The following is a 24,329-nucleotide window of genomic DNA, read 5'->3' on the forward strand; positions in this document are numbered from 1 at the left end:
CAATGGCCGAAAGAATTAATAAAACTTGTTTAAAAAATTTAATAAAATTTAATAAATCATTAAGGAGAAAAATGGCTAATTTATTTGACAATACAACAGTTAGAAATGAAGAAGGTTTTCAACCAGTTGCTGACAACAGACCAGTTAAAGCAACAGCTTCATTAGGTGCAAAAATTTTCATTTATGCATCATTTATTTTAATTTTTCCAATTTTTTGATACATTGGAAAAAGAAATGCATTCAACAGAATGCAAAACCAAATTAACAATTTAGCATCAGGAATTGATGTTCAATTACAAAAACGTTCAGACACACTAGGGAAATTAGTACAACAAGTTGCTTCATACAAAAACTTTGAAAAAGAAGTATTTTCAGATGTTGCAAAATTGCGTTCATTAACATTACAAGGAAACGCAATTGCTAACTCACAAGAAATTGACGCTTTAAACAACTCAGTATTTGGACGTGTTATGGCAGTTGCTGAAAATTATCCAGAATTAAAATCAAGTTCACTATACATGAACTTAATGGATGAAACAACATACATTGAAAGAGAAATCGCAGCTTCAAGAAGACTATATAACCAAAAAGTTACAGAATTTAACCAAGAAATTATGGTTTTCCCAAGCAATGTTCCAGCTGCAGCTAGTGGATTAAGCACAGCTCCACTATTCCAAGCTTCAGTTAAATCTCGTCAAGACGTTGATATGTCTATTTTAAACTAATCATTAAATACTATTAATTACAAGATAGGAGTTTGATGAAAAGAGTTTCAGATATTACAACATTTAATGAATTTAAAACACAAGCAGATGAGCATGCACTTCCAATAATTGAAAAAGCAGTGAATGAACTGTTTGAGCGTCCAGAAATGGCTGAACAAAGAAAAGCAGAAAAACAAAGAATTTTATTCATCTGCTTGGCAATTTTAGGATTTGTTTTAGGTGTTTTATTTGGATTTGCTTCTCTTTCTGTTCAAAACACAGCAGGTAAAGTGGCACTACAAATATTCGGTGCTATATTTCTTATACCAGGAATAGTTTTCGTAGTATTAGCATCAAGTAAAGCAAAATTAATTTCACGTTTAAAAGCACAGTTAAATTCATTTTTAATAGCAAATTTACAGCCACACAATTTATACAAAGAAATTATTAGCAAAATCAATCCAAATTGAGAATACTTTGGAAATCGCTTTGTTCCTGATAATAATGCAAATGGTTTCGATTCTAAAGATCGTGTTTTTACAAAAGATGAATATTTAATAACTAAACCAACACCAATTCCAAATTCAGCTCATTTATACCAAGTTAACGAAGTTAAATCAATCGTTTTAGATAAGAAATATCCAGTGCACGTTGGAAATCATAAATGAGAGCAAATCATTGAAAGAACAGATCGTCAAGGGAATGTTTATTATGAAAAACATTATTTTGATGCTGTTACTATTAAAGTTGATATTCGTGCATTAGAAGAATATAAAAGAACAGACTTCTCAATGTTCCGTAAAAAATGAATTGGTGGAAAAAGAATTGAGTTTGAAAATGACAAATTCAATAATGTTTTCAACATTGAAGCAATGGATGAGCTAAGAATTAGAACTTACTTCACAGTTTTAGCTCAAGAAAACTTATTAAAACTTTACACAGAAAACCTTGAATACACTTGCTCAAGATATATCAGTGTTAGAGCTGTGGATGATGTTATTTACTTCAGCTTTATGGCGCCAGAAGGCTTTATGGACATTGATATTCCAAAGAAATTTCATACAGTAGACAGCACTGTTAAGACAATTTATAAAGACATTTTACTAGACATTTATACAGTTTCATTCATGTTGCAACTAGTATATGTCCCAGTTTATTTATACTAAACATATTAAACAAAATATCAGCATTGCTGATATTTTTTACCCCTATAATAGTACAATTTATAGTAAAATAAATTAATACAAAAATCCCAGAATTAGTTTACTTTTATAAAGGAGAAACATGAAAAAACAATTGATGATTTAAATTTAAATCACAAAAAAGTTTTAGTTAGAGTTGACTTCAATGTTCCATTATCAAATGGTGTTATAACTTCAACAAAAAGAATTAAAGCAGCTTTACCTACAATTAACAAAATCATTCAAGAAAACGGAAAAGTTATCTTATTATCACACTTAGGTAGAGTTAAATCACAAGAAGACTTAGCTTCTAAATCATTAAAACCAGTAGCTGTTGAATTAGCTAAACAACTACAAAGACCAGTTAAATTTGTTAACGCAACAAGAGGATTAGCTTTAGAAAATGCAATCAACAACATGAATGATGGTGATGTTTTATTAGTTCAAAACACACGTTATGAAGACTTAAATGACAAAGCTGAATCAAACAACAGCGACCAATTAGGACAATATTGAGCTTCACTAGGTGATGTGTTTATTAATGATGCATTTGGAACAGCACACAGAGCTCATGCTTCAAACGTTGGAATCGCTTCAAATATTCAAGAATCAGCTTTAGGATACTTAATGCAAAAAGAAGTGGAATCTTTAAATAGTGTTATTGAAAATCCTAACCACCCTTATGTAGCAATCATTGGTGGAGCAAAAGTTTCAGATAAAATTCAAGTTTTAGAAAACTTAATTGAAATTGCAGATAAAATGATTATCGGTGGAGCTATGGCTTATACATTTATGGCTGCTAAAGGATTAAGTACCGGAACATCATTGGTTGAAAAAGATTACATTGAACTAGCTTCAAACTTCTTAGCTAAATACGATGACAAAGTTATTTTACCAGTTGATCATGCTTGTGCTGATGGATTTAAAGATGTTGAAGCAACAATTTTTGACGTTGAAATTCCTAAACGTTACATGGGTCTAGATGTTGGGCCTAAATCAATTGAAAACATTCAAAATGCTTTAGCAGACGCTAAAACAGTTGTATGAAACGGACCTATGGGTGTTGCTGAATTTGTTAACTTCCAAAAAGGAACGTTAGCAGTTTGTGAATCAATTGCACAACTTAAAGATGCTTATACATTAGTAGGTGGTGGAGACTCTGTCTCAGCTGTTGAAAAATTAAACATGGAACAAGAATTCTCACACGTTTCAACAGGAGGTGGAGCTTCTTTAGAGCTACTACAAGGTCTAAAATTACCAGGTGTTGAATCGATTCAAGACAAATAATTCAACTAAAAAAACAAACAAAAAAGTGTAGTTAATAACTACACTTTTTATTTTGCTTATTAACGTAAAACAAATGATAATTCTACATTTTCAAATTTTTCAGCTTGTTTAACATTAAATTCTTCATTAATTGTTTCAAGTTGTTTTTGAAGTTCAACTAAAGAAGCTTTTGCTTCAGTTAACTTAGTATTTAAAGCTTCAAGTTTTGATGTTTTTAAAGTGTTAAATTCTTCTTTTTTGGCTTGATCTGCCTTTTGCTCTTCAAGTAGTTTTTCTTTTTTAGTATTTAATTCGGTTCTTTTTTCTTCTGTTAAATCAGTTTTCTTTAATTCTTCATCAATTGTTAAAATTTCTTGCGCTTTGTTAGCTACAGAAGCTTCATAGTAATCAAAATTACCTTCAACATAGTCTATTTGTGCTTGTAGGTATTTTAATTTAGTATCATTTGTAATTTTATTATCAGTAATTAAATCTGCTGGAATATTTATATATGAATAATCATCAGCAACATAATCAACTTTTTGGTTATATCATTCTTTAATTTTAGTTTGTAATTCAACTATTTTTTCTTTTTGTTCTAATGACATTTCAATGATATTTGCTTTAATTAAACTGTCATAAATTTCATCAGAAATAGTGAAATATGAAGTTAAATTATGTGTCACTAATTCGGTGTTAAAGATACTGTTGTAAGGGTTTGCAGAACCTGTAAAGTCAACATTAACTAATAAATTATATGTACTTGTACCATAGAAGAATCTGTCTCAGTAAACATCAGCAAAACGATGTTCTGGCAATGATCTATTAATCATCATTGCTGAGAATTTATTATCAGCATCTTTTTTGAAATCTAATAAGTTATAAGGAACGTAATAAACCGGGAAAGTACCAAAAGCTTCAACAAATTTTCTAACTTCTTCTTCACTTGTTTGGCTTTCTCATGGGCTAATAAACTCAGTTACTAATGGATTACCTTGTAATTGTCCATTTATTTCAATTGGTGCAAAATCTCAAGTATATTTAATGATGTAATTTTCTTTGGCATCTTTAAATTGTTCAGATAAAAGTTTTTGATTGTTGGGATTTATTTCGGTGTCAACTGCAAATTTCTTGAATTGACCATCTTTTTTACTAATTACAGAAATATATCCGTTTCTTGTTTGATTTCCAATTTTAACTTTAATTTTAGCTACAAAATCAGGTACTAAATCTTCAACATAACCATCAGATGAACCTAAAATAGTATCATGGTTAGTTTCGATTTGCTGTTTGAATTCGTCTAAAATTTGAGCTTTAGATTTCTTTGGTGCAGTTGGTGTTGAATTGTTGTTTTCGCCAGAAGTGTTATTTGTAGTTTCTGTTGGTTGATTTGAACTAGTTTCAGATGCTCTAGAAGCTTGATCTAATTCAACTACTTGTTCTAAATCCTTAATGCTATTAAATACATTTTTATACAATGGCACATCGTTTATTGCTGCATATCTGTATTTAATATCATAGTTTCAAACATTAACTGATTTGTATTTTAAAGCATCTTGAACTTTTGAAGTAGGTTGAACTAATTCTAAATATGGATATGCTAGAGTTGATTTATATTGGTTAATTAAAAGTCTGTGTTGTTCCAGCAATTCAAAAGCAGGATTTACAAATTCTCTTAATTTATCTTCCGAAATTTCATTACCTAAATTTTTCTCTACAAAATCACTGTAAGGCTTAAATACCTTAGCAATCGCCTCGGCATTTTCAGATAATTTAGCTTTTAATTCATTTGCTTTAGCTTTTAATTCATCGCTTGATGAATTTGCAATAAAGTAATCTAATCTTGCAAGTGTTTGACTGTTAATTAAAGAAATTTGAACAGGACCTTGCATATACATTAAAACAAATTGACCCATGTTATTGATTTTGAAAGCCAAACTTTGTGGGAATTTATCACCCATTAATTGTCTTAGATAACTAATTTTGTTATAAGCTTCTTGAGACATAGTTCTAATTGCTGCTGTTATTCCGGAAACATATAAAACTGATGAAATCGAGTTATTGACATTAAATGATTCGATTACTTGATCAGCAATTTTATTAACACTTTCTGCATATCTTTCTTTTGAAATTGATAAACCAAAACTAAAGGTTGGATCCTGAGCAGCTCCTGAATACTCTGACGGATTAGCTGCAATTTGTTGTAAAACAGCATAAGTTTCGTTAGTTAATAAATCAAAATATTGTCTAATATACACTTTAGTTTGATTTAAATGAGTTATATCATTTTGTGATAACCCAAAAACTGGAATATCTAAATTCTTAAAAAAGTTATTGTACACGTCTGTACTATTTCTTTCTTGACTTTTTCCAGAATCGTCTTGATTATTCTTTGCACTATTACATGAAGCCGCAACAGTTGGTAGAGTAATCGCTGTTGAACCTAATAAAATAGTTAATAATTTTGAATATATTCTTTTCATAAATTAATTATATAGATTAAGTTAAAAACAAGTGCTATTTTGTCTAGTTTTTCAGTCTTAAAATTTTTATTTTTTAGATTTTGTAATTAAAATTTTAAAAACTTGTTTAACTTAAAAATGAGTAAGTTTTCTTTGCAACATTTTTCATAATAAAACTAATTAAAACAATAAATATTCAACACTAATTTTAAAAAATATTTAGCCAAAGTAATTAAGCAACTAAATAGCTGTTTTTCAGCTAATTAAGTACCTAATTTAGCTAAAAAATTACTCAAAAATATCCAATTTTTGTGATTTTTCACAATCTTTGGTAAAAGCAAAACAGCCAGCAAATTAAGGTCAATGAAAGCGAAATTATGGTATTATTTAAATGCTATTATAAATAAGAGAGGTGAAAATGACAGCTTTAGCAGTTTTTCTTGTAATATTTGCAATTTTAATAATCATTGTTTCGCTATTTATGTCTCCTGATTCAAATGGTTTTTCAGGTGCATTAGTAGGTTCAGGTGACTTGGAATTATTTAAACATTCTAAAGAACGTGGAATTAAAAAAGTTTTAAAATATTCAATGCTTGTTTTTGCATTTATTTTAATTATTATTTCAATTATTGTTAGAGTATTGCATTCAGGAAACTAAAAAGGAAAATATGGACAAAAAATTAATTTTAAATTACATTAAAACAGCTAAGGCAAAGTCTTTTATTGAAATTGCTAAGCATTTTAAAATTCACCCAAAAGATAATAAGACTTTAACTCTGACTTTATCAGAATTACAATCGGAGTATTTAATTTTCAAAAATAATAAAGACCAGTACTATGCACCTGAATTGAAAGAAACAATTCAAGGTGTTTTAAATGTCTCAGCAAAAGGTAATTTTGGTTTTGTTGATTACAACATCGATGAAGAAAATAACACAAAAGACAGCGTTTATGTACGTAGTTTTAATTTCAACAGTGCTATTAATGGTGATTTAGTACAAGTGAATGTTTATGGCTCATCTGATGATACAGAATTAAATCACGGAGTAATTACAAACGTTATTGAACGTAATAATCAAACAGTAATTGGATTTATTAAAGATAAAAATGCAACTAAATATTTTGTACCAGTGGATAATCGTTTTAAATCTGTAAAGTTCCGTTTAGTTGCTTCATTAGTGCCAACTAAACTAAATGACTTGGTTATGGCTGATATTTTAGCTTACGAAAATTCAACAGTTTCAATTTCTGTTTCAAGAGTTATAACAAATGAAGCTGACCCAATGGTGTTTGTTAAAGCATATTTAGAAAAAGTCAAAGCACCACATGGTTTTCCAGAAGAACTAACTGAAGAAATTGCCAATATTCCAACAACAATTGATACTGAAGATCAATCGAACCGTCGTGATTTAACTAATCAAATGATTGTTACAATCGATGGTGATGACACTAAAGATTTTGATGATGCTATTACTGTTAAAAAGCTTGCTAATGGGAATTACTTTTTAGGAGTTTATATTGCTGACGTTTCACATTATGTTAAAGAAGATACTTTAATCAATGCTGAAGCTTTAAACCGTGGAACAAGTATTTACTTAGTTGACCGTGTTATTCCAATGCTTCCTGAACAATTATCAAATGGGATTTGTTCACTTAATCCGAATGAAAAAAGATTTGTTATTGCTTGTGAAATGGAAATTAACAGCAAAGGTGAAAATGTCAAGATTGACATTTTTCAAGGAATTATTGAATCAAAATACCGTTTAACTTATAAACAAGTAGATCAATACTTTAACAATCAAACTGAATTGTTACCAAAAGCTTATTCAGACACTGAATTAACTTCAATGCTAGATCAAGCTAAAGAACTATCACAAATTCTGCATGATTTTAAAATTAATCAAGGTTATGTTGACTTTGAAATTGATGAACCAAAAATTAAATTAGATGAAAACGGTTCAGTTGAACGTATCATTATTCATCAAAGAGGTTTTTCAGAAGTTTTAATTGAAGATTTTATGGTTAGAGCAAATGAAACGGTGGCTAAATATTTATTCGATAAAAAACTACCAGTTTTATATCGTGTTCACGAAAAACCGGATGAATTAAAACTTGAAGGTTTAAAAAATTCTTTAGGCGCAATTGGCATTAGCACAAAAGAATTAAACCCAAACACAATCAATCCTAATAAGTTTGCTGATTTTGTCAAACATGTTAAATTAGACCGTGATGATGATTTTGTTAAATTAATGTTTTTAAGATCAATGCAAAAAGCGGTTTATTCAGACCATAACATTGGACACTTTGGACTGGCTTCTGAATTTTATTGTCATTTTACAAGTCCAATTAGACGTTATCCGGACTTAATTATTCATCGTATTATTAGAAACTTTTTAATCAACAAAGATAAAAGTCATTTAGCTGAATTTAAAGAAATCTTACCTACATTTGGTGATTTAAACACACGTAGTGAACAAAAAGCAGTCCAAATTGAACGTTCAGTTAATGACTTAAAATTCGCTGAATTTTTAAAAAATCAAGTTGGAAAAACTTTCAAAGCACAAATTTTATCAATTTTAAACTTTGGTTTCTTTGTTGAGTTTGATTTTAAAGCAAGTGGTTTAGTACATAAAAGCACACTAATTGATGCAGAATATACAGCCAATGAAACTTTAACTAAATTAGTATCAGACAAAAGAACTTTTACAATTGGTGATTGAGTTGAAGTTGTTGTTTTAGGTGTTGATTTAGTTGAAGGTAAAGTTGAATGTGTTTTAAGTGACTTATATCAAAAATATGTAGAACAAAAATTTCAAGAAGAATCTAAAAGAAAAAATGCAAGCAATAAGAAATAAACTAGATCCAAATAACAAACTAGTCAAAAACTCATTAGGTTTTGACTCAGATCTTTATATTTATCAAGACAAAACAATGTTTAATTATTCAGTAGATACTATTTTGCTGGGTAATTTTATTTACTTAAATCATAAAATTCACCATGCTTTAGAAGTAGGAGCAAATAATGGCGCTTTATCAATTTTTGTTGCTAGTCGAAATAAACAATTAAAAATTGATGCTGTAGAAATTCAAACTCAAGCTTATGAATTAGGACTTAAAAACGTTGAATTAAATAACATGGAAAATCAAATTAATTTTATTAATCAAGATTTTAAGTTATTTTGAAAACAACACACTAAACAAGGATTAAAAAAATATCAAACCATTTTTTGCAACCCTCCATTTTACCCATATGACAAAACTAAAATATCAAACAAAGTTTCTACGTCTAAATTGATTGCAACTCATGAAGTTGAATTAAATTTAGATCAACTAATTGAAGGTTGTTCAAAAATAATTGAGCAAAAAGGATTTTTAAATCTAGTTTTACCAATTGAAAGATTAGTTGATACTTTTGAAATTTTACGTAAATACAAATTTGAACCGAAACGCGTTAAATTTGTATTTCCAAGAATTGATGACAAGCCTAAGTTTTTCTTAGTAGAAGCTAGATATCAAACAGGTTGAGGAACACATTTTTTACCTAATTTATATTTACATGATTCAACTAATAAAACAGATTCATCTTATTTACCAGAAGTAAAAGAACTTTATAAACCAATTAAAGTTCAAAAGGATTAATATGAAAAAACATTTTTACATAACAACACCAATTTATTATGCTAGTGGAAATTTACACATCGGGCACTTATATACAACCACTTTAGCTTGAACAATTGCTAACTACAAAAAGTTAGATAACTTTGAAGTAAAAATGTTAACTGGTAGTGATGAACACGGCTTAAAGATTCAACAAAAAGCAGCTGAAGCAAACTTAGATCCGCAGCAATTTGTTGATAATTTGGTTGCTAAATACAAACAATTATGAGTTGACTTTGGAATTGATTATGATTTTTATTCTAGAACATCAAATCCAAAACACAAACAAGCTGTTAAACATATTTTTGAAACCTTTGTTAAAAAAGGATTCATTTACAAAGGTTCATATCAAGGTCTGTACTCAGTAAGTGATGAAGAGTTTTTAACAGAAACACAAGCTAAGTTTGAAAAGGGAAAATACTTCCACCCAACTAGCGGACATGAGTTAATTACTGTTTCAGAAGATAGTTATTTTTTCAAAATGGATTTATTAAGCAACTGATTAAGTAAATATATTTCAAACCACCCAGAATTTTTAAGTCCACAAAAAATTGTTAATGAAATGCAAAATAATTTCATTAACAAAGGGCTAGAAGACTTATCAGTAACAAGAACTAACATTGACTGAGGAATTAAATTAGACTCAGATCCTGAACACACTTTATATGTTTGATTAGATGCATTATGCAACTATATAACAGCTTTAGGTTATGATCCAAACAATCAAAAACAACCATTAGATTTTGATAAATTCTGAAATTGCAAAAATACTCAAGTTGTTCATTTAATTGGTAAAGAAATTGCGCGTTTTCACATGATTTATTGACCAATCTTTTTAAAAGCATTAAACCTAAAACAACCAAGCAGAATTCAAGCACATGGTTGAATCGTTACTCCGACTGGTAAAATGTCAAAATCAAAAAACAATGTAGTTGATCCATATGACTTATTAAAAGAATTCGATCCTGAAATGATCAAATATTACTTAGTATCTCAAATTTCTTTAGGTGAAGATGGGGTATTTGATTATGACCGTTTAATTGATGTAATTAATGCAGATTTGGTTAATAATTTTGGTAATTTAGTTTCAAGAACTCTAAAAATGATTTCAAACAAGTTTGATTCACCACTTATTTATGTTAATTCAAATAATCCTTTAGATTTAGAAATTGAAACCAAAATTGAACAATCGATAACTCAATACAAAGCTTACTTTGATACATATCAAATCGACAAAGCTTTAAAAGTTGCAATTAATCTAGCTTCAGATTTAAACAAATACATTGATTTAACTGAACCTTGAAAAATACAAGATCTAAATCAGTTAAGTATCGTTTTATACCGCTTGTTAAACGGAATTTATGCTGTTAATTTATACTTATCAGTTGTTTTAAAAAACAAATCAAACCAAGTGCTTAAAGCAATTGGTCTAACTAAATTTGATTTTGATTTAATTACAAACAAATCAAAATTTGATAAGATTAAATTAGCTGAGAAGTTTATGTACTTCCCTCGTTTAAAAAAACAAATTCAATAAATTATAAGGAGTTGCCATGATTTTTGCAAAAGCAACTAAATATACAATTAATCCTGAAAAACTAAAAGTATTCATTGATTACTTATTTGTTTTAACTAAAAAAACAAGAGTTCAAGAATTTAACTTATCATTTGAATATGCTCTAGAAACAAATGATAAGATCTTAATTCTAGAAAGATGATCAACTAAAGAGTCATATAAAAACTTTATTCACTTAAATGAATTCAAAAAAGAACTTAAAACTTTAGAAAAAATGTCAAAACACACTGAAGTGTTATATGAAGTAGAACTTGCTAAATAACAGCAAGTTCTTTTTTCATATTGACAATACAAATATGAAAAAAATTTTCATAGTGACTTTCTAGTAAATATAGGGCATGTTTTAGATTATAATTTAACAGGATAAAAATAAGTAATTCAATTACTTAGTCAGGCAAGAATTTAGCCTGTATTTTTTAAAATCATAATATTTATATATAACAATAACTAAACGGAGACAAAATGAGTGATAAATTGAAAAAAATCATATTAGGTTCTTCATCACTTTTAGGTTTATTTGCTCTAACAGGAGTTGCTGCATCATGTGGTAGCGATAGTTCAAATAAAAACACCGGAAAAGATGGTAATGGAACTGTAGGTGGAGACGAAAACTTTTTTGGTGGAACTAACTTAGAAGAAAGAATTGAAAATGGTAGATCAGGTGCTGCTATTTCTCCAAAAACTCAAGGTTTTGACCAAACTTCTAGAGCTGAAACAATAGTGGCTCACACTTTCTCAGAAAGTGGTGCTCAATCAAGAGCATTAAATGCCATAAGAGATGTTTACAACAAATTAGTTGATGCAAACAAAAAAGCAATTGAAGGTACAGCTGAAGGTCAAGAACCTAACTTACCAAACCCTGAAGTTTCATCAGCTGCATTACCAGTAAAATTCCAAAATATTGGTTCAGGTTACCCAGCAGGTGCAAACAAAGTAAGTCTAGACATTGTTTCTAAAAACAAAAGTTTATATGATATTGTTTTAAACTATACACCAGTTGCATCTAACTTAGCTGAAAACAATATGTTACTAAGTTTTAACTCTGCACAAACTTCATTAAACACTGATTTAACAGATTTTTCAGAAAAATTCGTTTCAAGTAACTTAAACTCTGAAGGTATTGACAACGTTTCAACATGAGTGCTACCTGCATTTAAATCAACAAACGTTTTAGCAATTAACTCTCCGGTTTTATCATACATAGTTAAATCATTAAAAGATGCTGGAGTAACTGTTGAAGCAGGCTCAGAAAGCTTCTTTAATGAGATTGAAACAAAAGGTGTTAGTGACCGTGAAGGTGTTCAAGGTATTTGAGGAACACCAGTTTCAAACATTTCTGAATTAGCAAAAGGAATGGTTTTAAGTAAAGAAATTTTTGAATCATATGACAAATTAATTGAATTTGCTTCAAGAGTACAACCATTATTTGAAAATTCAAAAACAGGTACAAAAGCAAACGTCCATGTATTTGGGGTTGATAGTGCAACATCATTATATACACAAGCTGTTTTTGCTGAATTAAATGCTGATCCTAGAAAAATGATTCAAGCAGTTAATAAATCAGGTGGTATAACAAAAGTTTCATATCAAGCTTTACATACTGATGGTTCAGAAGCAAGAATTGCTTCAGAAACTATCTATAACAAAATTTCATCAGCTGTTCAATCAGGAGGTGTAAAATTACTTCCAGGTGGACAATTCTCTTCAAATGATCAAGTAAAACATAGATATGCTTTCTCAATTGGTTCAACAGCTGGATACAGCCACAACTTCATTAATGCTGAACAAAAAACAATTATTGAATATAAAAAAGATGGAAGAATTGACAATACATTAAGTTTTGAACCGAGAAGTTTTGACAATATTCCATCAAATACAAGTGCAATTATGGGAATTAGTGCTTTTTCAAGTTTACCTGAAAAAGAACAAAACAAAATAAAACGTAATACTCAACCAAGTGAACAAATTACTAAATGACAACCTTTATATGTTTATGGAGGTCGTAATAACCCTATTTTAGCTCATGATTATTTAGCACAAACATATACAAATAGTGAAAATGAAACAATTAAAGTGCAATTACCAGCATTCTCTTATGCATTTGCTGATGCTGAAAGTCAAAAAGCGTTCGCAGATAGAGTTGCTGTAGCAGAATTTGATTACACAAAAGCTGCACTTTTTGCAACATTAGCATTCAATAAATCTGAATTAGGTAAATATGCTGATTATATTGCTAAATTAAAAGAGTTAAATTTATATGCTGGTACAGTAATTACTAAATTAGGTAACAATGGAGTAGATGATCCTACAACAACCGTTTCTATTCTATTTATTGTAAAAGACGCAATTGACACATCAAACGAAAATGCAAAAGTTAGACCATTAAAAGATTCAGCTATTCAAGCAATTGCAACTGCTGGATATGAAAAAATAACATTAAACAAAACACAAATTTTACAAGAAGAGGAATTACATTCAATTCCTACCCCAAGTAAATGAAGAAAAGAAAACCAATATAATGTTATTTATTCTCAAGGTCCATCAATCATTGGTTTAAGATCTAACCCTGTTAACCAAGATGCCGCAAAAGCATTTGTTAAATGATTATTAACAACAGATAAGAAATATGATTTTGCTAATGGAAACGGTAAATTAAACTTAACACCTAGAGACTTCTTACAAAGACAAATGAGCTACATTTTACCATACAAAGGATTTGAAGCAGCTGAAGGAACAGCATCACTATTCGGTAAAAATGAATACTTAAAAGTTGCTTTAAGCTTATTTGGAAAAGGTGCTACAGATAAAGATTACAGAGTTTATGAAGAACCAGGTTCATCAAAAGCTCAAACATTTAGAAATTCAATCGATGCTGCATGAGAAGGATTACAAAAATCAGTTGACAATCAAACAGCTGCAACTGATAAAATTCAAGATTTCTCAAACTTTGCATCTAAAATTCAAGCTTAATATTTAAATAATGAAAAATATAGTTTACCGTTTCGGTAAATTATATTTTTATAAAATTAGAAACGAGAAAAATGTTTAAGAAAACAAAATTTTTATTTCCACTAATAACCATAGGTAGTGTTGCAGGATTGACATCGATAGTTGCTTCATGTGATGATACAAATAACTACAAAACTTTTGATTTTAAATTTGATGGTGATTTAGTATTAAAGGCTGATAGAAACAGTTTACAATTTAACATTCTACCAGCTGATAAATTAAGTGACTTTTTAAACTCTAAGTTTAATAAAGCAATAAATGATTTAAAAAGTGAAATTGCTGAATATTTTACTAGTCAATATGAACCTGAAATTAAATATTCAGGAACTAATGAATTTTTAATACCTTCAGCTTCTAAATTTTCAGATTATCCAAAAAGTATAAAAGTAAATGTTCAAACCAAATCATCTAAATTTACATTTGATTTTAAATTCGAATCAATTGATCAAAATTTAGAATTAGGTAAATTAGGTGAAAAAGGTCAATCTGCTGAACAACAAAAAGCCGCTGCAAAAATAGCATCAATTAAAGTATCTAATAACTTTGGTTATATAGCATATTATCAAGGTTTAAATAGAGATAATAAAAAAGTTGAACTACCAGTTAATTTATTCTCATCAGCAATTAATAAAGTTGTCGATTCATCAATAAACCCTACTTTAAGCAATTATCAAGTTGTTGTTGATCCTTCAATTTATAAAACTTTAAATATTGATTGAGAAGCACCAATTAATAAAAACTTATCATTCAAAGCTAAAGTTTTATCAGCATCAGATGGTGACACTTTTACAATTGAAGCAAAAGAAAGCAAAATTATAGCTGGTCAACAAATTACTAAAGGTGAAACATACAAAATTCGTTTAGCAGGTATAGATACGCCTGAAAAAGCCGTTGGTAGTGGTAAAAATGTTGTTGCCGCTGCTCCATTTGAATATTCTTTTGCTTTATTAGCATCTAAGTTTGGTGAAAAGGTATTAACAAACAAGGAAGTAATAGTAGGATTTGTTGAAGGTAAAGATGCATATGAAAGAATTACAGCTGACATTTTCTTTGGTGATAATTTCCAACATTCATATAACACAGAAATTGTTAGAGCAGGTTACACATTACCTTTAGCAAAACAAACATATAATCCAGAAGGTACTCAACAAGTTGGATCTTATGAAGCTGTTATTTATCCAGAAATTGCTAAAGCTATGGCTGAAGCTAAACAAAACAAACGTGGATTTTTCCACTACTTTGAAAATTCAAGTCAAGTTGCAAGATTTATTTATTTAATTAAACCTAATACTTCATATATTCCATTTGAAAAATTAGTCGAAAATAAATAATTATACTACCAATTTCATATAAATAAAGCATTACCTAAGGGTAATGCTTTATTATGGTAAAATATAAATATACTCAAAATTTAATTTAACTTAGTAAAAAATGAAAGGAAATTAATGAAACTGATAAGCAAATTAGTCTCTTATTTTAAAGAGAAATCAGTTACAGTTGATGAAGAATCATTAGCAAAAATTAACAAGTATGTTGATGAATTCAAAAGTTTAGACAAAGATTCAATCCCTTCAATTGAACTTAAAAACCTAAACATTGACTTCGGTGAAACATTAGCTGTAGATGATGTAAGTTTCAAAATCCCTGAAGGTAAATTAGTTACATTATTAGGACCATCAGGTTCTGGTAAAACAACTACATTAAACGCCATTGCAGGATTATTAACAGTAACATCTGGAAAAATCTTATTCAAAGGAAAAGACGTTACAGATTTTACACCACAAAAAAGAAAAATAGGTTTTGTGTTCCAAAACTATGCTCTTTATCCTCATATGAGTGTTTACGCTAATATCGCATTCCCATTAAAAAATGACGCTGATTGACAAAGAAAATTCTACATGAAGAAAGAAAAAGCAAAAAGCGACATTGAGAATGTTTATTTAGCTAGATTAGGTGCTAGTGAAGATGAAATTAAAGCAGTTGAACAAGCACATGAAAACTGAACAATAATCACAGAAGAAACAACACATAAACTAAATGAAGTTTATGCAAGATTAGTAGCTAACTATGAAAAAGCTCATACAGATTACAAAATCACACTAGTACATGAAAGTTCAGATATTTCATTATTAAGTAAAAATGTTATTAAAACAAACAAACAAATTAGTTTAGATTCAAAATCAAGAATTTCTGAAATCAAAAACAAATTTGCTACAGAATCTGCTAATGGTTCATTAGCTGAATCATTAAAAGATATTAATGTATTTAATGGAGAATTTAATTCATCAATCTTAAAATACAAAGCTGGTTCAAAAGAACAAATGGAACAAGAAATTCAAAAACTACAAGATTTTGTTGCTTACTTAATGCAAATTGATTTTGCAGAGTTAACTTTAAAATCTAGAATTTCAATTGTTAACTTAGAAGGTAAGGCTTTAAAATTAATTACTCGTTATAAATACATTATCAAACAAGAAGAAATTGTAACAAAATACATTACTCTTAAAAAAGATGCTAAAGAAAAATACTTACAAGAAAAAGTTGCATTTAAACAAGCTTTAGCTTCAGATCAAGAATACAATGAATTATTAAAAGATTCAAAAATCTTACCTATTATTGCTAAAAAACACTTTAATACTTTAAAACATGAATTAGCTCAAAAATATGAACTAGCACAAAGAATTAAAGAAATAAGACAAGGTGCAGATTTATTAACTGAAGAAGATAAAGCAAAAATCAAAGAGTTTGCTAAAGATGATATTTCATTGAAAAAAGCAATCCACAACGAAGTTATGGAAGTTGCTAAACGTGTTGATATTGTTAAAATCTTACAAAAGAAACCAACACGTTTATCAGGGGGACAGCAACAACGTGTATCAATTGCCCGTGCTATTGTTAAAAAACCTGAAATCTTATTAATGGATGAACCATTATCAAACTTAGATGCTAAATTACGTATTTCAACACGTCAATGAATTAGAGAAATTCAACAATCTCTAGGAATTACAACAGTATTTGTTACTCACGACCAAGAAGAAGCTATGTCTATTTCAGACATTATTGTATGTATGTCAACAGCTAAAGTACAACAAATTGGTTCACCACTAGATTTATACAACAAACCTAGAAATCAATTCGTTGCTCGTTTCTTAGGAATGCCTGAAATGGGACTGTTCCAATCTACATACAACAACGGTTTATTAATAATGGGTGGAGTACAATTGCCAAATGTTAAATTAGTAGATAAAGACAATTTAACATTAAACGTTGGTGTACGTTCAGAAGATTTCATTATCAAAACACAACAAAACGAATATATGTTTAGTGGTAAAGTAGTTGTTCAAGAAAACTTTGGTAAAGAAAGTAAATTAGTAGTTGATGTTAAAAATGTAGGAAGAGTTAACTTCTTATTAGATAACTCATACTCATACAAACAAAATGACGATATTTACTTTGACGTACCATTAAACAAACTACACGTATTTGACGCCGAATCTGAAGAAAGATTAGAATACAATGTTCAATAGAAATTTATTTCATTTAAACATTCAAAAGAAATTATCATTTTTATTTGGTTGATCTACAAAAAAACAAGCAAGTAAAAAATCTACTTTATCACATTCAATTTTAGATAAGAAAACTCCTATGTGAGTTCCATTATTGCTATTGTTACCTGGTATCTTATTACTAGCAACATTTACAATAGCTCCTATGTTTATGAACTTAATCCGTTCATTTAGTACAAGCACAGGGGAATTTACAGTAAATAACTATGTATCTGTTTTTACAGATGCTCGTTTTGCAGTAGGGGTTAGAAACTCATTTATTTATGGAATGTTTGTTTTACCTTTTGTTATGATGATTGCTTTAGTAATTTCATCAGTTATTGCTAAGCTTTATCGTAAATATGCAAAAGGTTTCTGACAAACAGTATTCTTCATGCCATATATTACTAATGGTGTTGCTGTTTCTTTAGCTTTTATCCAATTATTTAGTACATATGGACTATTAAACAAAACTTTAGGAACATCAGTTCCATGATTAACTACAAACAGTAGATATACATTCAATGCTTTAGTAGCTATGATTATTAATGGTATTTGAAATGGTCTTGCATTCAATATCTTAATTTTCACAACAGCTATGTTAGGTGTTGATAAAAACTTATACCGTTCAGCTTCAATCGATGGAACTAACGGTGTTAAACAATTTTTCACAATTACACTACCATCAATTAAAAGCACAATTAACTTCTTAATCACACTAGGAATTATTGGTGGATTAAAAGTTTTCCCACTTGCATTATTTGAAAACAAACCAGAAAATGCATTTAACAGTGGAGGTGGATCATTAATGCTTTTTGTGTACTTAGTTACACAATCAGGTAACTTCCAATTAGCCGGTGCTGCCAGTTTATCACTATTTATTATTGGAGTGGCATTCTCTTCAATCGTACGTGGTGGATTCTTTATGATGCAACACACATTAAACAACTTAGGAGAAAGAAATGTTTGAGTTAAAGTTAAAGCTTCAGAGAAGCTTGATTCAGCGAAAACTTCGTAAGAATCAAGAACGTGTTTCTTCTCAAGTTACCGAAAGCAATCTTGGAAAAGTTATTCTAACTAGTTCTTTAAAATTATTATTACTTTCATTTTTTGGTGTAGTTATTCTATTCCCATTCATTTACATGATTTCTATTTCATTTATGAATGATAGTGAAGCTGCATCTTTAAAAACAGAATTCAGATTCTTCCCTTCATTTTCTGAAGGTGTTACATATTTAAATGGTGGTTTTGTTACAAAACCATGATCAGAAGTTGTAGCTAATACTTATGCTAGAGCCTTTGCTACAGGATATTGAAGTGCTATTACTTTAACATTATTAAATGTTGTAATTTCTGTTTCACTAAAAGTTATTATTACTTTCTTAATGGGATATGCCTTTTCATTAAGAAACTGACGAGGAAAAGGGTTAATTTGATTCTTAGCTCTTGCCTTGCTTGTTTTACCAGAAGTAGCGTTATTAGCTGGACAATATCAAGTTGTTGTTGATACAGGTTTAGCTAAAACTTATGGTAAATTCCTATTTGCTGTAGCCTTACCGTTTACAGCTAGTGTTTTTAACACAATTATGTACAAAAATGCTTTTGAAGCAATTCCAGGTAGAATTAAAGAAGTTTCATTAGTAGATGGAGCTGGTGGATGAAAATACTTAGTTAAAGTCGCATTCCCTATGGTTATGCCAACAACTTTAACAATCTGTATTCTAACAGCACTTGCTTCATGAAACTCATACCTATGACCATCATTAATTTCAACAATTTCAGATCAAAAACTAGACGTTGTATCTGTTTGATTATTCAGAGCTGGAATTAACCCAGATGATCCTGAATCAGGAGCAAACACATTACAAAACGTTAAACTTGCAGCTAGTTTACTTGTTATTTTACCTATGTTCATTGTTTACTTACTTGCAAGAAAAAGAATTATGGCAGCTATTTCAAGACAAGGTTCAACAATTAAAGGATAATTATGAAAAATTACAAAAGAAAAGTTATTACTTGACTAATTTTAACTATAATAGCCTTTATTGCCATAATTACACTTTCAATTTTGATTAATTCCTTATCATCAACTCTAGAATTAACTGAAAAAGTAACTTTAGACCAAAAAATTGTTGATACATACCAATTTACTAAAGCTTATTCAATAGGAGGTTTAGCATTAAGCTGTTTAATTTTCGTAATTGGTTCTGTTATTTCATATGCAGGACTAAAATCATGAAAATATGCTGAAATGTTTAGTTAATTATGAAATTTAAATTTAATTTTAAAAAGAAACTTCCTTTATTAATTGGTTCATCAGTTCTAGCAACTTCTGCACCATTATTAGCAGTTTCATGTTTATATGAAAATAACACAACAGTGCTATATGCTAAAAAGTTTATAAATAACAATGGATTGATTGTTAAACAAAAAGTTGCTGATCCTAAAAAGCCAGCTTTAGTAAATTTTGAAAATGCATTATTTAATAGTAATTTATTAACTTATACATTTAGTGGTTTTGATTACAGTATTAAAAGCAAAATTGATATTAACAATGAACATTTAAATCACCATGTTAAGAATTTATTTGTTTTTGAAAATCATCTTTTTAGCAAAAACCAAACTGCACTTGATTCAATTACAATTTCAGAGCAACGTCAAAAAATTGAGCCATTATTAGATAAATTAATTACTTTAGGTAATGAATTAATACAAGAACAAAAATCACAAAATTTAATAGTATTTAACACAGCTGAAAAAATAGTTTCATGAAGTGAAAATACAAGTGACAAAAAACCTTCTTTACCTGAAAAATATAAAGAATTAAGTAGTTTAATTTCACAAGTTAAAAACTTTAGTTACTATGATTTATCAGATTTAACATCATACGTTACAAAACAAGATGTTGAAAATGTTGTAAATAATTTCTTAAAAGATACACCTTTTTACTCAAAATATTTACAATCATTATCATCAACAGATAATAATGACAAAGTTGTTGCAGACGCAATTGCTGAACATGCTTATGTGTTTAACTTTAGGGTTTTACTAAAAATTGGTGATTATATTCCTTCAAAAGACTTCCAAAGTTTTCAAAATGAACTATTGGGATCAAATGTTGAATTTAACTTTGATAAAGTTGAAAACAGTGCAAAAGAATCAATTGTTAAACTATTTAACTTTATCAAAAGAACATTCCCAACATATAGAGTATCTCCAACAGCATCTCCACGTCGTGGAATTGCAACAGGATTTGCTCCTGAATATGTAATTAAAGGTGTTAACCCTAACACAAACACATTATCAGATGATTACAGGGTTTTTGAAGTTAATAAAGTTAATAGTGATAAACAAACTGCACTATCTGATAATCCAGATACAGTAACATCTGTATTAACTTCTGAACAAGCAGCTTCATTTATTAATAGTCCTAAATTGTTTTTAGAATTACATCCTGATTTAATTTATCTACCTTCTATTACTACTAATTTAAATAGAATTTCAGCAGCTGAAAGAAATATAAAATTAAATGAAGAATCAGGAAATGATGCTCGTGTTGAAAAACTAAGAAAAGATATTGTTAAATATCGTAAAGACAATGACGACTTAAATAATCAAAGAAGCATTTTAAAATCAATGTTAGTTTCAGCTAATGAAAAATATGCCAAGGTTCAAGAATTAACAAATAAATTAAATGATCCTGAACAAGCATCTAAAAAAGCTGAATATGAAGCTGATATTCAATCACTAAACCAAGAAATTAAAGATCAATTACAATTAGTTCAAAATAAATTTAACGAGCCAGAATTTGCAACTTACAAAGCTGATTACCAAAAAGCTCTTGATATTTTAAACGAACAAATTGAAGAAACGACAACAAACATTGAATCATTAAATGAACTATATGCAAAAACTTTATTTGCAAACGGTTTATACAAAATTCAATTAATTAAAGGTAGATATGCTTATTCAAACAATAATAAAATAGATACTGTTTGATTAGAATTTTATGACGCTAAATCTGACAAATGATACATGTTAGATATTTATAAAGCATATCTTTCATATCAACCATCATCAGTAGACACTTCATACAATATTGAAAACAATTTTATGGAAACTCTACCTGCTGGATATGAAGTAAGTGAAGCTTACGCCAAAGCTGTTAATGTTAAAGATGCTTCAGGTAATGTACCAACTATTAAACAAGTTGAAGAGCCAATGGTGTCAGTAGATACACAACCTACAGTGGATAATCGACCAACTGTAGAACGAAACAACATGCCTGATCCAATGGCTGAAAACAACTCAAGACAACCAGAAGCTGAAAACACTACTCAACCAACTGCAGACAACAGTCAAAATCAACCAAGCGAAAACACACGACCCACACTTGAAAATTCAACTACTGAAACAAATAATAAACCAGCTGTAGAAGAAAATTCAAATCCTACACCATCAGAAAACGGTTCAACAACAACTACTTCTGAAACAACAACAAACGAAGGTTCTGAGAATTCTACAATGCAACCAGAATCATCTCCCAGTGAATAAATCTACAGCAGAAAATAACCAAGCCGAATCTAATTCAACTACTGTAGATTCACAAGATAAAACAAATGAACCAGAAAAAAGTGAAGATCAATTAATTGAAGAAGCTAATGCTACTAATTCAGATATTAATGTCTTAAAATCAAAAGAAATTTTCAACGATTCAAGAGTTAATTCAGATTTAAAAAATCGTGTTTTAACAACACAACTAGGATATCAAGAAACATATGATAATTATGTACAAGGTTCACCTGTTGAATCAGGTCAATGACAAAGTGATATTAATAAAATGCAAGCTTCAATTTATGATTTAGTTAAAAACATTCAAAGTTTTGACCCTTCAGTTACTTATCAATCATTAGGTATTAAAGAAATTACTAAAAGACCTGATGATGGACAAAAATTTAGTAATGAAACAGAAGGTGGTTCATTTAACAGAGTTGTCACAGGACAACCAACTGCATAATAATAAAAACATTCCGTAAGGAATGTTTTTTGTTGCCTTAAAGACAAAACTAAAACACCATATAGGTGTTTTAGTTAGCTTCAGTTTGATAAATTTCAATTTGTAAATCAAATTCAGTATGTGCTTCAGTATCTTTATCTGAATACATTTGGTATTTAAAGTTTAAATAATTACTTGAAACTGTAAATTCTTGTACTTTTGTAAATCAATTCATTACAATAGGATTTGGATTATTTGGTACTGTTAAATTAATTGTAACATCACCAAAACCTTCTTGTAATAATTCTACAGTTGTGTTGTCTGTATAGAAAATTGCTTTGTTATCATAAAGTTCAATAATGTTTTTTTGATTTAGTTTTGGTTCATTGAAAATTAATTGTTTAAAACCTTCTTCAGGATATTCTTCAATAGTTAACGGAGCATCAAATTGGATAATTTGTTGTTTATTATCATGCAGAGTTGTAAATACTGATTTAAATTTAATTTTATTATTCATATTGTTTTAACCTATCTAAAATTAATTCTTTACCAAATAAATAAATTGCTTTAGCTAATTCAGGACCGTGTTGTACTTGAGTTGTTGCTAATCTAATTGGCATAAATAAGTTTTTGCCAGCTACTCCTAAATCAGTTTTTGTTTGATCAATTGCTTGTTGAATTAAACCAACAGTAAATTCACTGTCAACAAGTTGTTTTAAAACACTGGCAAAGTGTTTTACTACATTTAATTCAGTTTCACTAAATTGTGCTTTAACTAAATTACCAGGATTTAAATATTGATCTAAATTAGCTTTTAATTCACTGATAGTTGTTGCGTTTTGTTTAAATGTTTCAACAAATAAATCTAATCATTGATTATCTAATTTAGCTTCTAAATTCATTAAGGCGATTAAATCAGTATTATCTTTGTTTTTTAAATATTGTTTTGAGAATCAATTCATTTTAGTTTCGTCAAACTTAGAAGGGCTTTTAGATAATCTAGCTGGATCAAATTTTTCAATCAACTGTTGTTTTGTCATCATTTCAGTAGCATCAGCTGCGGTTCAACCTAGTAAAGCCAAGAAGTTAAATAAAGCTTCTGGCATATAACCTTCATTTTTATAATCTTCAATAAACTGTTTTGTATCTAAATCACGCTTAGATAATTTTTTACCTTCCATATTAGTAATAATTGTCATATGACCAAATGTCGGAACTTGTCAATTTAAATAGTGATATAAAACCAACTGCTTTGGTGTATTTCCAATATGCTCTTCACCTCTTAAAATATGACTAATTTCCATATCATGATCATCTACTACAACAGCAAAGTTATATGTAGGAAAACCATCAGATTTAAATATAACTCAATCAGCTATTTCAGAAGAATTAAAAACAATTTCACCTCTAACTAAGTCGTTTCATTTTAATTCCATATCTTTAGGCATTTTTAAACGATAAGAGTATAAGCCTTTAGCATCACGCTCTTGTTTTTCTTGTTGTGAAATTTTTAGTCAATTTGGATCGTATCTAAAACTAGGTATTCCTTTAGCATCACTTTCAGCTTTTTGAGCTTCAAGTTCTTCAGAGTTATCATAAGCCTTGTAAGCTAAATCGGCTTCTAATAAAACTTGTAAAACTTCTTTATATCTATCAAGTTTTTCGCTTTGACGATATTTGCGATATTTGGAATTAGGATTTAATGGAGACTCATCAGGCACTATTCCTAATCAAGCCAAATTATCTAATTGAGATTCTTCACCTTTATCAACATTTCTTTTTACATCAGTGTCTTCTAAACGGAATACAAAATCTCCGTTAAAATGTTTTGCAAATAAATAGCAAAACAAAGCTGTTCTAGCACCACCAATGTGTAAGTATCCAGTTGGGCTAGGTGCATATCTAGTTCTTACTTTATTCATCTTTTACCTCA

General features: G+C 28.9%; 19 protein-coding genes. 16 read left to right on the top strand and 3 right to left on the bottom strand.

Annotation, left to right across the window (positions count from 1 at the left end; genetic code table 4):
* Positions 1-71: 71 nt before the first annotated feature.
* The 3 genes from FG904_RS00300 to FG904_RS00310 all read left to right on the top strand — a co-directional run bounded on the left by FG904_RS00300 (position 72) and on the right by FG904_RS00310 (position 3,172).
* Entirely contained in the window at positions 72-725 is a 654-nt protein-coding gene (locus FG904_RS00300; protein WP_139591952.1) for a LemA family protein, read from the top strand.
* Between the two features lie 35 nt (positions 726-760).
* Positions 761-1,870 (top strand): DUF3137 domain-containing protein, encoded by a 1,110-nt coding sequence (locus tag FG904_RS00305; protein ID WP_139591953.1) that lies wholly within the window; start codon positions 761-763, stop codon positions 1,868-1,870.
* Between the two features lie 189 nt (positions 1,871-2,059).
* Positions 2,060-3,172, top strand: coding sequence for a phosphoglycerate kinase (locus FG904_RS00310; RefSeq protein ID WP_338044344.1), 1,113 nt, complete (start codon positions 2,060-2,062; stop codon positions 3,170-3,172).
* Between the two features lie 59 nt (positions 3,173-3,231).
* Here the strand turns inward: FG904_RS00310 and FG904_RS00315 are convergent, their stop codons facing one another.
* The gene (locus FG904_RS00315; RefSeq protein WP_139591955.1) at positions 3,232-5,634 is read right to left on the bottom strand and encodes a coiled-coil domain-containing protein; all 2,403 of its coding nucleotides are present in this window, start codon (positions 5,632-5,634) and stop codon (positions 3,232-3,234) included.
* A gap of 397 nt (positions 5,635-6,031) precedes the next feature.
* Between FG904_RS00315 and secG the strand changes: the two genes are divergently transcribed.
* From secG to FG904_RS00380, 13 genes are all read left to right on the top strand, one after another.
* Positions 6,032-6,271 (top strand): preprotein translocase subunit SecG, encoded by a 240-nt coding sequence (secG, locus tag FG904_RS00320; protein ID WP_139591956.1) that lies wholly within the window; start codon positions 6,032-6,034, stop codon positions 6,269-6,271.
* 10 nt (positions 6,272-6,281) lie between these two features.
* The gene (rnr, locus tag FG904_RS00325) at positions 6,282-8,468 is read left to right on the top strand and encodes a ribonuclease R (RefSeq protein WP_139591957.1); all 2,187 of its coding nucleotides are present in this window, start codon (positions 6,282-6,284) and stop codon (positions 8,466-8,468) included.
* Positions 8,449-9,252 carry a tRNA1(Val) (adenine(37)-N6)-methyltransferase gene (locus FG904_RS00330; protein ID WP_139591958.1) on the top strand — a complete coding sequence of 268 codons (804 nt, stop codon included), beginning with the start codon at positions 8,449-8,451 and terminating at the stop codon, positions 9,250-9,252. Before rnr ends, FG904_RS00330 begins: the two co-directional genes overlap by 20 nt.
* Before the next feature lies 1 nt (position 9,253).
* Positions 9,254-10,807 (top strand): methionine--tRNA ligase, encoded by a 1,554-nt coding sequence (gene metG / locus FG904_RS00335; protein WP_139591959.1) that lies wholly within the window; start codon positions 9,254-9,256, stop codon positions 10,805-10,807.
* Between the two features lie 16 nt (positions 10,808-10,823).
* Positions 10,824-11,108, top strand: a complete 285-nt coding sequence (locus FG904_RS00340; RefSeq protein WP_139591960.1) for an antibiotic biosynthesis monooxygenase — start codon at positions 10,824-10,826, stop codon at positions 11,106-11,108.
* Positions 11,109-11,308: 200 nt separating this feature from the next.
* Positions 11,309-13,816: a P68 family surface lipoprotein gene (locus FG904_RS00345; protein ID WP_139591961.1), complete on the top strand. Its 2,508-nt coding sequence runs from the start codon at positions 11,309-11,311 to the stop codon at positions 13,814-13,816.
* 71 nt (positions 13,817-13,887) lie between these two features.
* Complete coding sequence (locus FG904_RS00350; protein ID WP_139591962.1) at positions 13,888-15,186, top strand: thermonuclease family protein; 1,299 nt, start codon at positions 13,888-13,890, stop codon at positions 15,184-15,186.
* 114 nt (positions 15,187-15,300) lie between these two features.
* Positions 15,301-17,382, top strand: a complete 2,082-nt coding sequence (locus tag FG904_RS00355; protein ID WP_139591963.1) for an ATP-binding cassette domain-containing protein — start codon at positions 15,301-15,303, stop codon at positions 17,380-17,382.
* Positions 17,372-18,418, top strand: coding sequence for a carbohydrate ABC transporter permease (locus tag FG904_RS00360; RefSeq protein WP_139591964.1), 1,047 nt, complete (start codon positions 17,372-17,374; stop codon positions 18,416-18,418). The genes FG904_RS00355 and FG904_RS00360 overlap by 11 nt, the downstream gene beginning before the upstream one ends.
* Positions 18,363-19,385: a carbohydrate ABC transporter permease gene (locus FG904_RS00365; RefSeq protein ID WP_139591965.1), complete on the top strand. Its 1,023-nt coding sequence runs from the start codon at positions 18,363-18,365 to the stop codon at positions 19,383-19,385. The genes FG904_RS00360 and FG904_RS00365 overlap by 56 nt, the downstream gene beginning before the upstream one ends.
* A gap of 2 nt (positions 19,386-19,387) precedes the next feature.
* Positions 19,388-19,663 carry a hypothetical protein gene (locus FG904_RS00370; protein WP_139591966.1) on the top strand — a complete coding sequence of 92 codons (276 nt, stop codon included), beginning with the start codon at positions 19,388-19,390 and terminating at the stop codon, positions 19,661-19,663.
* A 2-nt stretch (positions 19,664-19,665) separates the two neighbouring features.
* The gene (locus FG904_RS00375) at positions 19,666-21,954 is read left to right on the top strand and encodes a hypothetical protein (RefSeq protein ID WP_139591967.1); all 2,289 of its coding nucleotides are present in this window, start codon (positions 19,666-19,668) and stop codon (positions 21,952-21,954) included.
* Positions 21,947-22,417 (top strand): hypothetical protein, encoded by a 471-nt coding sequence (locus FG904_RS00380; protein ID WP_139591968.1) that lies wholly within the window; start codon positions 21,947-21,949, stop codon positions 22,415-22,417. The genes FG904_RS00375 and FG904_RS00380 overlap by 8 nt, the downstream gene beginning before the upstream one ends.
* Before the next feature lie 70 nt (positions 22,418-22,487).
* Here the strand turns inward: FG904_RS00380 and FG904_RS00385 are convergent, their stop codons facing one another.
* Both FG904_RS00385 and gltX read right to left on the bottom strand, forming a co-directional pair.
* Entirely contained in the window at positions 22,488-22,913 is a 426-nt protein-coding gene (locus FG904_RS00385; RefSeq protein ID WP_139591969.1) for a hypothetical protein, read from the bottom strand.
* On the bottom strand, positions 22,906-24,318 hold the full coding sequence (gltX, locus tag FG904_RS00390) for a glutamate--tRNA ligase (protein WP_139591970.1): 1,413 nt from the start codon (positions 24,316-24,318) through the stop codon (positions 22,906-22,908). Before gltX ends, FG904_RS00385 begins: the two co-directional genes overlap by 8 nt.
* Positions 24,319-24,329 lie beyond the last annotated feature (11 nt).

This window comes from Mycoplasma nasistruthionis (genome assembly GCF_006228185.1).
In the GTDB taxonomy this organism is placed as follows: Bacteria; Bacillota_I; Bacilli_A; order Mycoplasmatales; family Metamycoplasmataceae; genus Mycoplasmopsis; species Mycoplasmopsis nasistruthionis.